Origin of the sequence: Pseudomonas sp. MCal1 (assembly GCF_026341415.1) — a bacterium.
Classification (GTDB): domain Bacteria; phylum Pseudomonadota; class Gammaproteobacteria; order Pseudomonadales; family Pseudomonadaceae; genus Aquipseudomonas.
Map to the genome: position 1 here is coordinate 26,617 of NZ_JAKUMP010000003.1, position 13,502 is coordinate 40,118.

Below are 13,502 nucleotides of genomic sequence, written 5' to 3' on the forward strand. Positions count from 1 at the left end.
AACTTTTCGAATACTTATAACTTTCGGACACTTCTTTATATTCGCTTCGTTCATTAACGGCAGCGTTATTGCTCGATACGCTTGAGCGTCACGATCAGACCCGACTTCAAAGTGCTGGAATAAAGTCCGTCATGTTGTCGGCCGAAGAACTTGATTCTTGAGCCTTCCTTGCCGGTGATGGACAGACCGTCCGGATCGGGAAACCAGCCGATGGCGTTTTCTTGCAGCCATGCGCTCAGGCAATCAGCCCCATGGCCCAGCGTCTGGTTCGGCTCAAGGTCGATTACGCAGGTATTGGAGGGTTTGTCTTGCAGCGCCTGCGCTTCTGGAGCGTCATGGGCGGCGGTCAGCGTGGCTTGCCAGTGTCCGGCAAATACCGATGGATCTTCGAGTCTGAGGCTGCTTGCCATGGTTGTTTCTCCAGAAATCATCATCAGCATCGGCATGAAACAGGTGACTGCCATGCGGGAAAAGAGGTTTTGAATCATAGGAAATATCACTCCGGCGTGTAGCCTTGCGCACGCAGCGAGACGAAGCAAGCGAAGAAAGCGGCGCATCAAGCGCCGCTTTCCCTTGTCACATTACGCCACGATGTCGCTGGCGGCTGCCTGGCCAACGGTGCTGACCTGGAAATCAGCTACGCCGTGACCGGAGAAGTCCACCGACAACAGGCTGTTGCCACCCGAAGACGTCAGCACTGCATCACCCGCCGCACCGGTGAAGGCGCTGACGAAGTGCAGGCCGGCGCCTTTGGTGATACCGGTCAGGTCGATCTTGTCCAGGCCGCTGACGAAATCGAGGATCTGATCGATCGCACCCGGCTTGGAGTCAGAGCTGGCCGCGAACACAAAAGTGTCCGAACCCGCGCCGCCCCACAGCTTGTCGGCACCACCGGCTCCGTAGAGGATGTCGTTGCCGGCACCGCCCTTTAGCTCGTTGGCCACACTGTTGCCGATCAGCAGATCGTTGCCGGAGCCGCCGATCGCGTTCTCGATGGTGACACCTTTGGCGATGGACACGTTGCCCACCAGGCCGCCAACGTCGGAGAACGAGGCTTCATTAAGGTTGATCTTCTGGTTCTGGGTGAAACCCGAGAAGTCGAAGGTGTCCTTGCCGCCCGCATCCCACACCGAGAACACCAGCTTGTCGGCCGACGACGAAGCGCTGAGGAAATCGCGACCGGCGTTGGAGTTGAAGCCGTAGGTGGTGTCACCGGTACGGGTGGTCATGTTGGCGCCGTAGAGTTTCTGGATCGCGGCAATGTCATCCATCAGCGGGCCGGAGGAATAGGCTTCCACGCCGCCCTTGCTGAAGTTCTGGCTGGTATTGCTTTCGCTCCAGTAACTCATGACGCTGTAGCCGCGGGTGTCTTGGCCGTAGGTCGCGTCGTTGTAGGTCGGGTTGCCGTTGCCGGCGTTGTAGTCGCCCGGGTGCGCCAGGCCAAGGGTATGGCCGATTTCGTGAGTCAGGGTCTGACGACCGTAGTTGTTCAGATCCGGGTTTTTGTTTTGCGTATAGCCACTGTTGATCAGGTACCACGACGTGCCGTCGTAACCGGCGCCGGTGCCTGGCAGATAAGCGAACGCTGCAGCGCCATCCTGGCCGCTGCTGTAGTTACCGAAGGTCATGTGGCCGTCGCCGCCCGAGGCTTTCTCGGTGAAGGTCACGTTGGCCACATCGGCCCAGGATTGCATGGCGAGCACGGCCTGGGCTTTTTGTTGAGCGCTGAACTGACTGAACCCGCTGATCCCGTGCTTGTTCATCGTGCTGGACGATGCCGAAGTCAGGAACGTGTAGGTGAGTTCGATTTTGCCGCTGCCGTCCTTGTCCTGGTAGGCAGCGCCGTCGCGCAGCAACTGGGTTGCAGCCTGGTCGACGGAAAAGGAGGGTTTGCCATTGACCGTGAGGTTGCCGCCACGATCGTACTGATGGCTGAAGCTATTGATCTGGTTATACGCCGTGCTGGTCGCTGCCAGAGGTTGCGGCGCCGCGCCCAGCTGGAAAGCCTGTTCGGCGGTATCAATAGCGTTAGCTTTTACTTTCGACATAAACACACTTCCTTGTATAGCAATGGAACAGTTTTTGTCCGATAGCGACAACCTCTGGCGAGATTGTCCTATCACTCGCCCAATGAAGGCGTAAGAAACCTGACACAATTTGAAATCTAACGTCTAGCGTTTTTTTGAGATCAAATTGAACTGTTCCGGGAAACTCCCGTAAACAAAGCGCGTGCGCCAGAAAGAAGTTTGCAAGTGCAGTGAGCCTGCCTAATTGTCTGACGATTTATTATTTAAATATTAAATATCGGTAAGTTGTTTTTTGTTAGCAGCGTCTCACTTTGCTGCACTTTATCAGTGCAACGCCAGTGTATTGATATCAAGTTGTCCACCTATTCAGGCGAGGGCGGTACCGCCCTCGCCTGTTTTCTTCAGCTGCCGGTGCGAATCTTGTTCCACACCCGCGTGCGGATCCGGTCGATGTTCAGCGGCATCGCCTCCAGTGCGAACAGTTTGCCCATCATTTCCGGGCTCGGATAAATCTTGGTGTCATTTTTGATCGCCGGATCGATCAGGCTGTCAGCCTGTTCGTTGCCATTGGCGTAATGCACGTAGTTGCTGATGCCGGCCATCACGTCGGGCTGCAGCAGGTAGTTCATGAACGCGTAGCCGGCCTTCTCGTCCGGCGCATCGGCGGGCATGGCGACCATGTCGAACCAGATCGCGGCGCCTTCCTTGGGAATCTCGTAGCCGATTTCGATGCCGTTCTTCGCCTCTTTGGCACGATTTTCCGCTTGCAGGATGTCGCCGGAGAAACCGACGGCCACGCAAATGTCGCCATTGGCCAGGTCGCTGGTGTACTTCGAAGAATGGAAATAGCTGACGTACGGCCGCACTTTCATCAGCAGCGCTTCAGCTTTCTTGTAGTCCTCGGGGTTCTTGCTGTGATGCGGCAAACCCAGGTAGTTGAGCGCTGCCGGCAGCAGTTCCGGGCCGTTGTCGAGGATCGCGACACCACACTTCTGCAGCTTTTCCATGTATTCGGGTTTGAAGATCAAGTCCCAGGAGTCCACTGGCGCGTTATCACCCAGCACGGCCTTGACCTTGGCGATGTTGTAGCCGATGCCGGTGCTGCCCCACAGGTACGGAAAGCCGTGTTCGTTGCCCGGATCGTTGGTCTGCAACGCCTTGAGCAACACCGGGTTGAGGTTCTTCCAGTTCGGCAACTGGCTCTTGTCGAGCTTCTTCAGCGCCCCGCCCTCGATCTGCCGCGCCATGAAGTGGTTGGACGGAAACACCACGTCGTAACCGGATTTGCCGGTCATCAGCTTGCCATCAAGGGTTTCGTTGCTGTCGTAGACGTCATAGGTAACGCCAATGCCGCTGGTCTTTTCGAAGTTCTTGGCGGTGTCCGGCGCGATGTAGTCGGACCAGTTGTAAACCTTGACCGTATCCGCCGCCTGAGCGAGGGAGACGGCGAGCATCAAGGGTGCGAGTGCGAGGGTCTTTCGGATCATGGATCGATTCCTGTGTTGACTATTGTTGTTGGCAGGCAATCAAAAGGATCAAAGCGTCAGAAAATCAGGACATAGGTCTTGCGTACGGTTTCCTCGATGTCCCAGATCCCGAGCGTATTGGCCGGCAACATCAGCGCGTCGCCACCTTGTATGTGCAGGGTTTCGCCGCCGTCGTCCGGGGTGAACGTGCAGCGACCGGAAATGAAATGGCAGAACTCCTGAGCGGTGATCTGCCGCCGCCAGCGACCGGGCGTGCATTCCCAGACGCCGGTTTCAACGCCGTCATCGCGCTCGACGCTGGTGGTCGAGGCAATCGCCACCGGCGTGCCGAGCGGCACGGCCACCGGGTTGGACTCATCCAGTTGCAACGTGGCGGTGTTCTTGAATTGGGTGATGCTCATGGCGTTACCTGTCTCTTAGTAAACAACGTTCAGTGCATGAAACCTTCCATGAACCCGGCCACGCGGCTGGCAAGCTTGCGCCGCCAGGGCGCGGTCGCCGGGTTGGCCAGGGTCTGATCTTCGTGGACAAAGCTTTTGATGATCGCGTTGTAGCCGAGCCAGCGGCACGGCTCCGGCTCCCAGGCTCGCAGTGCGTGGATCCCGCCGTCGGGCAGCACCCACGGTTGATGTGTCAGCTCGGTGTCGCGCTCGAGAATCAGATCCGCAAGCGTCCGCCCGCCCAGGTTGGAAGCGCCGACACCCTCCCCGCCATAGCCGCCAGACAGCGCGATGCCGTTGGCCCGATCACAGAGCATGTGCGGTTTGAAATGCCGGGACATGCCGAGATTGCCGCCCCAGGCGTGGGTGATCTGCACGTTTTTCAGTTGAGGGAACAGCTCGCCGAACAGATAGCGGCGCAGCTCGACTTCATCGCGGGTCAGGTCGAAGTTGTGGCGCAGCTTGCCGGCGAATTGATAGCCGCCACGGGCGCCGAAGATCAGCCGGTTATCAGCGCTGCGCTGGCCGTAAGTGACCTGACGGCTGAACTCGCTGAAAGCCTGGCCCCGACTGAGGCCGATCGCGTCCCAGGTCGCGGCGGACAACGGCTCGGTGGCGACGATCAGGCTCTGTACCGGTAATTGATAACGGCCCAGCGGTGGCAGCGTGACCGAATACCCTTCGATCGCCGGGACAATCCAGCGGCTGCGCACGCTGGCCTTGTCGGTGCGCAGGCTGCCGGCCTGCCAATGGGTCACCGGGCTGTTTTCGTAAATCTTCACCCCCATGCTTTCGACGGCTCGCGCCAGGCCCCGCACCAGTTTTGCCGGGTGAATGGTCGCCACATGTGGCGCGAAGATGCCGCCGTAAGGTTTGGCGAGGCGCAGCTGCTGCGCCAGCTGTTCGGGGCTGAGCCAGCGGTAATCGTCGTCGGTCAGTCCCTGGGCGTGGAGTTTTTTCAGGTAATCGCGAAGACTGACTTCCTGCTCGGGATAGCGCGCGGCGCAGTACAGCACCCCGCCTTTGCGGTAATCGCAGTCGATGCCTTCGCGTTCGAGGACAGTCGCCACCTCATCCGGAATGCCGTGCAGCAAGTCGTAAGAAGCGCGGCGTTGTTGCGGCGACAGCCCTGCCAGCAGGCGATCTTCCCCCAGCAGATTGCCCATCAACCAGCCGCCATTGCGGCCGGAAGCACCGAAGCCTGCGGTTTGCGCCTCGATGATGGCGATGTTCAGGCTCGGCGCCTGTTGTTTCAGGTAGTACGCAGTCCACAACCCGGTGTAACCGGCGCCGATGATCGCCACGTCGACGTCCAGGTCCTGCGCAAGCGACGCACGCGCGGTCAGCGGCTCGTCGAGTTGGTCCATCCACAAACTGATAGTGCGCCACGCCGGCATGCAAGACTCCGCCAATCCAGGTTTCGATGGCGTCGATCCTAGAGGCAGAACTCAGGAATTGTCTTGCGCGCGTGTCCGCAAAGAAATTTGCTTCGCGTAGGCCTTGGGCGACTGGCCGGTGTGCTGGCGAAAGCAGCTATAGAACGCCGACAGCGAATTGAAACCGGCGGCGAAGGCCAGTTCGTCGATGCGCAGCGGCGCAGCAGCGTTGTCCAGCGACCGCAATAGATGTTGCAGCCGCGCCTGATTGACGTAGCGGTAGAAGCTTTGCCCCAGCACCTGATTCAGCAAATAGGAAATCTGGTTGCGGCTGTACCCGCACTCCTTCGCCACCCGTTGCAGGTCGAGTTCGGGGTCGAGATAAGGCTGCTGACTTTGAAAATACTGCTGCAAGTCATCGGCCATGAAGCTCAACTGGCGCGGCGACAAACCAAGGCGACTCACGGCCGGGCGCTGGCTGCTTGCCGCCGGGCTGTCGGCCTGTTCGCGCACCAGCGAGGCATATTCGTTGACCCGCCAGATCTGCCCGTCCTTGACCGTGATCGCTTCGCTGGACCGAAACGACACCAGCCCGTTACCGCCGCGCAACGTCACTTCGTATTGAATGAACGCGGTATTGCCGTCGATGCGGATGCGGTCGCAATGCTCCAGCGCTTCGTCGGATTCACGCGGCATGCTGACCCGGACGTACTCGCGCAACTCGTCGAGGCCAAGCACGCGGTTCTGGAAGAAATCGTTGTACTGGATGTCCGGGTGGTACAGCGCCATCACGCCATCCAGGTCCCGGTGTTTCCAGCACAGGTGATAGCGCATGACCGTTTCGGCCGTGGCCCGGGTCTGTTCCGGGCCGTCATCATCGGCGTGCATAAGGGACTCTTGGAAAAAGAACCGAGCTTGCCCAACTTCTGGCGCTGCATCAATAACCCGACCGCGATGGCATTTTGGCGACGATTGGAGTGAACCGTGACTTACATCAAAAAAGTCCGCGCAATCGCTAAATGAACTGAAAATTCTCACAGGAAATTCACATTCAGATGCTACTTTTAAGGCAATCACCGGTTGGGCCAATGAAGGCTCTTCCCACCTACCATGAGCAAACGGAAGCGCTCGATGAAGAAGGCGGGCAACACATGAATAAAGGGTCAAGCAAGGTCACGTTCCCCAATGCGTGCCAGCTGATGCGCTGGCATTTTCATCCAATGGGTTTCGAGGCGACCATGGATGCGCCCGGCAGCCTGGTCGCCCGCCTGTTCGATCGGGCCAGCGGCGAAACCCTGATCGCGATCGCCGGCATTCCCTGTGCCACGGTGATGAATGCGGCGGATGTGGAGCGAATAATCGAAGCTGTGGAGGATGAGCTGGAGGCTTTCATTCCTCCTGAGTCTCTCAAGAGTTACGCATAACTTGCTGATTTAAAATAAAAAAGCCCGCTTATGCGGGCTTTTTTATGGGCGCCAAATTCAGGCCGTTTTCTTCTCTGGCCGATGATCGATGAAGAACGGTTTGCCCTTGGTTACCCGGTCCGAAGCCCGAGGCATATTCACCGCCTGACTGTCCTGAGGCTCGACATACCAGTAGCAATGGCTGACTGCGCGGGTGATGCCGACATAGGCCAGGCGCAGGATTTCGTCTTTTTGCGCGCTGTCGTACGGCTCGCTGTCACCAGCCTTGCCGAGTCCGGCCAAGCGATAGACCTGATTCTTGTAGGGGGAACTGGTCAGGTGCTGGCAATCACCCAACAGGAAGACCGCGTCGGCCTGCAGGCCTTTGGCGCTGTGATAGGTCAATTGTTTCAGGCGTCGCGCTTCGTAAGGCAAGCTCGAATCCACATTAACTACAGATTGAATATGCTGCTCTATCAATGACTTATCGCTACTTTTTCGATAGAGCATCAGGATTGAATCGCCGTTTCGATAGTGTTCTGCCAGACGCTGGCCGAGTGCCTGATCGTCGCGCTCCAGCACGTTGACGGGCTGCAACGGCCTCTCCTCGCCGCTGGCTTTTGCCTTCTTGCCCGGGATCGCGGGCGCGGCACGAACGATGTGTTCTGCCGCGTCGATGATGTGCTGATGACTGCGATAGTTGTCGCTGAGCATTACACGGGTCGTGCTCGGCGACGGGAACTCCTTGTTGAACTCCATGAAGTAACTCGGCGAACTGCCGCGCCAGCCGTAGATCGATTGCCAGTCGTCGCCCACGCAAAGCAGAGACGATCGCTGCGCGCCTCGCCCGACGTGCATGGCCGGGCCGCGGCTGCGGATTTCCAAGAGGCTGGCACGAATCCACGAAACGATCTGCGGCGAAACGTCCTGGAACTCATCAATCATCAGGTGCGACATCGGGCGCAGCAGCTCATCGCTGAGCAGTTTGAGGTTTTCCGGTGAGTGCTCGCTGAACAGCGCGAACATCCGGTTGTAGGTCATGATCGGCGGCTTCTGATCCAGAAGGTGATCTTCCAGCGCGCGCCAGAACAGACTCAGGGCCTCGAAGAAAAACCTGTCCGGATCGTCCTTGGCAAAACTCATGCGGCCGACGGCGTCAGGTACGTCGAGCCCCAGGTTCTCGATGAAACCTGCGGCGGCGACAAAACAGTCGAGCAACGGCGCGGACGCCAGCTCACCCTTGACCTTGTAGTCGAAGCCCGGACCGGCGCTGACATCACCTGCAAGCGTGGCCAACAAGCGCCTTGAGGATTCATAACTATCCAGCCAAATCAATGGCTTGCGACAGAAAGCTTGAAACAGGGTGCGCTTGACTGCCCACTCTGCACGAACCGTCAGCTTGGCGTTGGGACGGCAGACCTGCGGGTTTTCCCGAGGATCGAAACCCAGTACAACCCAAGCATCCAGACTCGGAATATAGCCGTGGCAATGGAACGACGCGCCGTTGATTTCGAATGTCTGGCGGCTCGGCTCGATGTCCTTGATCGGCCAGGCGCCGGCGCGAAGCCACATGTCCTCGATCATGTCGCACAACTCTTCATCCCGTCGGGCCGCGAGTTCCGTTACAGCGACGCGCTTCTGCACGTCCGGGTGATCGCGCTCCAGTTCCTTGAGTTGCAAGGCGTGGCGGGACAACGGTTGGATCAATTGCGCGAAGCGCGGGTCTTCGTTGTAGAGACGGTGGTAGCAGGCGTTCAGCTGCTGGCGTTGCGCGTCGTTGATGCGCAGATCGAATGGATTGCTGTCGACGTCTTCGTCACCCGGCTGCGCGCGGTGGCTGAGGTTTTCGAATGCCTGCAAGCGCTCGAATCCCGGCAGGCTGCGGACCATCGGCAGGATTCGCGAGTGAAACGTGCGCACCAGGTCTTTCGCAGCTTTTTGACTGAGTGAGCGGCCCCATAACGCGAACAGTTCGATCAGCTTGTTGATGAAGTCCTTGCGCGACTCGCGAGTGAAAGTCACCACGGTCATTGAATCGAGCTCAAAGCCGAGGTAATGGGTCAGCAGCAGGATCCGCAGGACCAGCGTGGTCGACTTGCCGGCTCCAGCACCGGCAATCACCGAAGTTGACGGGGTATCGCTGAAAATCATCTTCCATTGCGCAACGCTTGGCTGGGCGTGGGCTGGCAGCAGGCGCGCGACGTCGGCTTTCATGCGCTTTTTCAGTTCTGCGCTGAGCGGCAGGCGCCAGTCGTCGAACAGGTGATTGTCGATACCCGGCGGGCGATGCTCGGTGTTGCGGCTGTCGCGGATCAACAAAACCTGCCGGCCCTCTTCCAGCCCGTCAGCCTTGCCTTCCTTGTACCCGTAATCCACGCCGGCAGTATGTCCGCTGCGAAAGCCGTCGGCCTGGCCGTGCAACCACGAAGCCCGGTGCTGGGCGCGCAGTTGCGTCAGGCCGTGCCCAAGGAAACGCGCAGCCAGGCGCTTGAACCAAGGCATCTCGGCCAGGGGACGAAGTTCGGGAGGAAGATCGGGGGTGTGTTGCGCCACGCTGACGGACTCCGGATGTGAGGCTGTTGGGAGCTATGGTGTCTGCATTTGCTTTTTTGTTCTAGCGAAATGCTTACAGGTCATTGGTTTAGGCGATGAATTGAAAGTCGGATGAGACGGTTTCGAGCCTTATTAATATCTATCGATTCGATTGGAATGCCGCACTTTTTACGCTTTTTATCGATGTTTGGCTGATAGATGATGCCTGTCATCAATCACCGGTCTCGCTTCGTGGCTCAGGCATCGCGCCCCATGACGAACCTTTTGAGGAGACGATCATGCTTGAACTCAGACCTTTCAGCTCGCTGGGCGGCGCCCATCACGGCTGGTTGGATGCCCATCACCATTTTTCGTTCGCCGAGTACTACGATCCGCAACGCATGAACTGGGGCAACCTGCGCGTGTGGAACGACGACATCATTGCCGCCGGCACGGGCTTCCCGACTCACCCGCACCGCGACATGGAAATAATCACCTACGTGCGTGAAGGTGCGATCAGCCATCAGGACAACCTGGGCAACAAGGGCCGCACCGAGGCTGGCGACGTACAAGTGATGAGCGCCGGCACCGGGATCGCCCACAGCGAATACAACCTGGAAGCCACGGACACCAAGATCTTCCAGATCTGGATTCTGCCAACTGAAACGGGCGCACCGCCGTCCTGGGGCGCCAAACCGTTCCCGAAAGGCGATCGCGAAGGTTTCGTGACCCTCGCCAGCGGCAAGGACGGTGACGATCAAAGCCTGCGCATCCGCGCCGACGCGCGTTTGGTGGCGGCCACTGTCAAGGCCGGAGAAACGGCTGAATACCGCCTCGATGCCGGACGTCGGGCGTATCTGGTTCCGGCGACGGGTGTCATTGAAGTCAACGGCTTGCGTGCACAAGCTCGAGACGGTGTGGCGGTGGCTGATGAACAGGTGCTGACCGTCACGGCGCTGGAAGACAGCGAGATCGTGTTGGTGGACCTGGTCTGACCGGCGAATCGCGGGCACAAAAAAGGGCGACCTCAGGGTCGCCCTTTTCCGTTGTCTGGCGTTACTTAGCGCTGATCGCACCGTCTACCAGGGTTTGCGCTTCAGCCACCAGTTGCTTGAGGTGGGCGTCGCCGATGAAACTTTCGGCGTAGATTTTGTAGATGTCTTCGGTGCCCGAAGGACGCGCAGCGAACCAGCCGTTTTCGGTCATCACTTTCAGGCCGCCAATGGCCTGATCGTTGCCTGGAGCCTTGCTGAGAATGCTCTGGATCTTCTCGCCCGCCAGTTCGGTCGAGGTGACCTGCTCTGGCGACAGCTTGCTCAGCAGCGCCTTCTGTTCCGGATTGGCCTTGGCGTCGACACGCACCGAGAACGGTTCGCCCAGTTCATCAGTCAGTGCACGGTAGGCCTGACTTGGGTCGCGCCCAGTACGGGCTGTCATTTCAGCGGCCAACAGGGCCGGAATCAGACCGTCCTTGTCGGTGCTCCAGACACCGCCATCCTTGCGCAGGAACGAGGCGCCGGCGCTTTCTTCGCCGCCAAAACCCAGCGAGCCGTCGAACAGGCCATCGGCGAACCATTTGAAACCTACCGGCACTTCGTACAGACGACGGCCCAGACGCTTGGCCACGCGATCGATCAGACCGCTGCTGACCACGGTTTTGCCCACGGCTGCGTCGGCGCGCCATTGCGGACGGTTCTGGAACAGGTAGTCGATCGACACCGCCAGGTAGTTGTTCGGTGCCAGCAGACCGCCGGATGGCGTGACGATGCCGTGACGGTCGTGATCCGGGTCGCAGGCGAAGGCCACGTCAAAACGCTCCTTCAGACCGATCAGGCCTTGCATGGCATGGCTGGACGATGGGTCCATGCGGATCTGGCCGTCCCAGTCGACGGTCATGAAGCGGAACGTCGAATCGACTTCCTTGTTCACCACGTCCAGGTCCAGGCGATAGTGCTCGGCAATCGCCGACCAGTAACGCACCCCAGCTCCGCCCAGAGGATCGACGCCCAGGCGCAGCTTGGCACCGCGAATGGCATCGAAATCGATGACGTTGATCAGGTCGGCCACGTAGGTGTTGACGTAGTCGTGACGATGGGTGGTTTGGGCCTTGAGCGCTTGCTCGTAGCTGATGCGTTTAACGCCGGCCAGTTTGTTGGCCAGCAGTTCGTTGGCCTTGGCTTCGATCCACTTGGTGATGTGGGTGTCGGCCGGGCCGCCGTTGGTTGGGTTGTACTTGTAGCCACCACTTTGTGGCGGGTTGTGCGACGGGGTGATGACGATACCGTCGGCCAGGCCGGTGGTGCGACCACGGTTGTAGCAAAGAATGGCGTGGGAGACTGCCGGGGTCGGCGTGTACTCATCACCTTCGGCAATCATCACGGTCACGCCATTGGCCGCCAGCACTTCCAGCGCGCTGGCCCCGGCTGGAGTCGACAGCGCATGCGTGTCGATACCGACAAACAGCGGCCCGGTGATGCCCTGGGCTTCGCGATACAGGCAGATCGCCTGGCTGATGGCCAAAACGTGCCACTCGTTGAAACTCAAATCAAAGGAACTACCCCGGTGCCCGGAGGTGCCAAACGCCACGCGCTGGGTGGAAACCGAGGCGTCGGGTTGACCGGTGTAATACGCCGTAACCAGTCGCGGGATGTCGACCAACAGTTCTGCCGGTGCCGGTTTGCCCGCAAAAGGACTGAGTGTCATGCAAAACCTCTGAAATAGAGTGGTTCAGGAAATTACACCGGAGTTTACTGGCAGTTTGGCCGAAGCGCGATGGGGTCTATTGCACACAGGCCGGGTGTTTACGCGCATCTGTCCGCGGAGCCAGTCGCAACGCATCCCCGAGCAGTCCGACAAGTCTTAACAACTCGTGCTCGGCGCTGCCTGTCACGCTCAAACGCATGTGTTGCGTGTGCAGGCCCTGTAGGCTGAACAACTCCCCCGGTGCAATCAGCACGTGCTGTTTGAGTAACCGATGAAACACTGCATCCATCGCGATCGGGCGTGCAGAGCGCAGCCAGATCGTTGCGCCGCCAGCGGGTTCCACAACCTGCAGAAAGTCGCCCAGACGTTCACGTATCAAATCGATCCATTGCGTTCGACGCTCTCTGAGCAAGCACTTGAGCATCGGCAAATGCTGGTCCACTCGCCCACTCGCGTAGAGTCGGGCGATGGCCTTCTGGCGGATCGGTGACAGGCGGAACGAACGCAGCAGGAAGTGACGCTGAAGGTCCGTACGCCATTGTCGCGCCAGTACAAAACCATAGGGCGCTTCGACCCCGATGACGTTTTCGAACATGGAAAACACCAACAGGCGGTCGGGATCCACCAGCTCGCGCAGCGGCGTTTCTTCGGCGTCGTCCAGCAACTCGCCGTGACAATCATTTTCCAGCAGCCAGGTGCCATGCTTCACAAGCAACCGCGCAATCGCCTGACGGCTGGACAGAGGAATGCGGCTGCCATGGGGCATATTCAATCTGGAGGACAGCAGGATCAGTCGCACCCGCTCGTTTGCGAGTAGCCTCTGCAGTTTCTGCGGGTCGAATGCGCCATCTGGCTGTAGCGGCAGCTCGATCACCCGAACCTCGGCGGACTGGAACAGACGCAGAATCATCCAGTCACACGGCGACTCGATCACCACGGTTGCGTGGCGCAGCTCAAGGGCGGCGATCAGGATTTCCAGCACCCCTCGCAGATCGGCACCGATGTAGACGTCTTCGGCGTGCCAGCAATGGGCGGCCGATGTGGTGTAGCGGGCAGCCAGCAACGTGCGCAGTTCCAGTTCGCCGCAAGGCTGGGCCAGCGTCTGCAAGTGCCGGGGATACTGGCGCAACAACTCGCGTTCAAGCATCAGCAAGGGACGATCCAGGGGTTGGATCGACGCGGGCTCATCGGCACTCAATACTTGCATGCCGAAGCGTCTGGCATTCACGTAAACCGTTTCCAGCAAATCACTGCCGCACCCGGGTGGCATGACTGTCGATGTCGGCCGCGCGAAATATCCGGATTTGGCCACGGAATAGACCCGGCCTTCTTTTTCCAGCAACGCGTAGGCGTATTGAATGGTCGAAATCGACACATTCAGCCGTTCCGCCAGTTGCCGTAGCGACGGCAGTCGAATGGCTTCCTGATTGCCCGGCTCGCTGATCAGCTGTGTCAGGTAACGATAGACCGCCTGATAGGCAAAGTCGGATTCTCTTGGCTCACTCATGAGCGTACGTCCGCAGACTTGTCCCCG

Annotated in this window: 11 protein-coding genes; 2 read left to right on the plus strand and 9 right to left on the minus strand. The window is 59.1% G+C overall.

The genetic code is table 11. From position 1 onward, the window contains the following. Positions 1–65: 65 nt before the first annotated feature. The 6 genes from MKZ87_RS05975 to MKZ87_RS06000 all read right to left on the minus strand — a co-directional run bounded on the left by MKZ87_RS05975 (position 66) and on the right by MKZ87_RS06000 (position 6,218). The gene (locus tag MKZ87_RS05975) at positions 66–488 is read right to left on the minus strand and encodes an AprI/Inh family metalloprotease inhibitor (RefSeq protein ID WP_170929683.1); all 423 of its coding nucleotides are present in this window, start codon (positions 486–488) and stop codon (positions 66–68) included. Positions 489–581: 93 nt separating this feature from the next. After that, positions 582–2,048, minus strand: coding sequence for a serralysin family metalloprotease (locus MKZ87_RS05980; protein ID WP_227235515.1), 1,467 nt, complete (start codon positions 2,046–2,048; stop codon positions 582–584). 380 nt (positions 2,049–2,428) lie between these two features. Then, positions 2,429–3,514 (minus strand): polyamine ABC transporter substrate-binding protein, encoded by a 1,086-nt coding sequence (locus tag MKZ87_RS05985; RefSeq protein ID WP_085696206.1) that lies wholly within the window; start codon positions 3,512–3,514, stop codon positions 2,429–2,431. A gap of 56 nt (positions 3,515–3,570) precedes the next feature. Beyond that, on the minus strand, positions 3,571–3,915 hold the full coding sequence (locus MKZ87_RS05990) for a cupin domain-containing protein (RefSeq protein ID WP_011334089.1): 345 nt from the start codon (positions 3,913–3,915) through the stop codon (positions 3,571–3,573). 29 nt (positions 3,916–3,944) lie between these two features. Beyond that, the gene (locus tag MKZ87_RS05995; RefSeq protein ID WP_266200410.1) at positions 3,945–5,351 is read right to left on the minus strand and encodes an NAD(P)/FAD-dependent oxidoreductase; all 1,407 of its coding nucleotides are present in this window, start codon (positions 5,349–5,351) and stop codon (positions 3,945–3,947) included. Positions 5,352–5,402: 51 nt separating this feature from the next. Next, positions 5,403–6,218: a nuclear transport factor 2 family protein gene (locus MKZ87_RS06000; RefSeq protein WP_266200411.1), complete on the minus strand. Its 816-nt coding sequence runs from the start codon at positions 6,216–6,218 to the stop codon at positions 5,403–5,405. A gap of 263 nt (positions 6,219–6,481) precedes the next feature. Here MKZ87_RS06000 and MKZ87_RS06005 point away from each other — a divergent pair, with 263 nt between their 5' ends. Continuing rightward, complete coding sequence (locus MKZ87_RS06005) at positions 6,482–6,754, plus strand: DUF1652 domain-containing protein (protein WP_011334086.1); 273 nt, start codon at positions 6,482–6,484, stop codon at positions 6,752–6,754. 57 nt (positions 6,755–6,811) lie between these two features. Here MKZ87_RS06005 and MKZ87_RS06010 read toward each other — a convergent pair whose 3' ends face one another. After that, the gene (locus MKZ87_RS06010; protein WP_266200412.1) at positions 6,812–9,286 is read right to left on the minus strand and encodes a UvrD-helicase domain-containing protein; all 2,475 of its coding nucleotides are present in this window, start codon (positions 9,284–9,286) and stop codon (positions 6,812–6,814) included. A gap of 278 nt (positions 9,287–9,564) precedes the next feature. Here MKZ87_RS06010 and MKZ87_RS06015 point away from each other — a divergent pair, with 278 nt between their 5' ends. Continuing rightward, on the plus strand, positions 9,565–10,260 hold the full coding sequence (locus MKZ87_RS06015) for a pirin family protein (RefSeq protein WP_266200413.1): 696 nt from the start codon (positions 9,565–9,567) through the stop codon (positions 10,258–10,260). A gap of 61 nt (positions 10,261–10,321) precedes the next feature. Here MKZ87_RS06015 and pgm read toward each other — a convergent pair whose 3' ends face one another. Together pgm and MKZ87_RS06025 are read right to left on the minus strand one after the other, a co-directional pair. After that, positions 10,322–11,968 carry a phosphoglucomutase (alpha-D-glucose-1,6-bisphosphate-dependent) gene (gene pgm, locus MKZ87_RS06020; RefSeq protein ID WP_227235511.1) on the minus strand — a complete coding sequence of 549 codons (1,647 nt, stop codon included), beginning with the start codon at positions 11,966–11,968 and terminating at the stop codon, positions 10,322–10,324. Positions 11,969–12,044: 76 nt separating this feature from the next. Further along, complete coding sequence (locus tag MKZ87_RS06025) at positions 12,045–13,475, minus strand: PLP-dependent aminotransferase family protein (RefSeq protein WP_085703007.1); 1,431 nt, start codon at positions 13,473–13,475, stop codon at positions 12,045–12,047. Positions 13,476–13,502 lie beyond the last annotated feature (27 nt).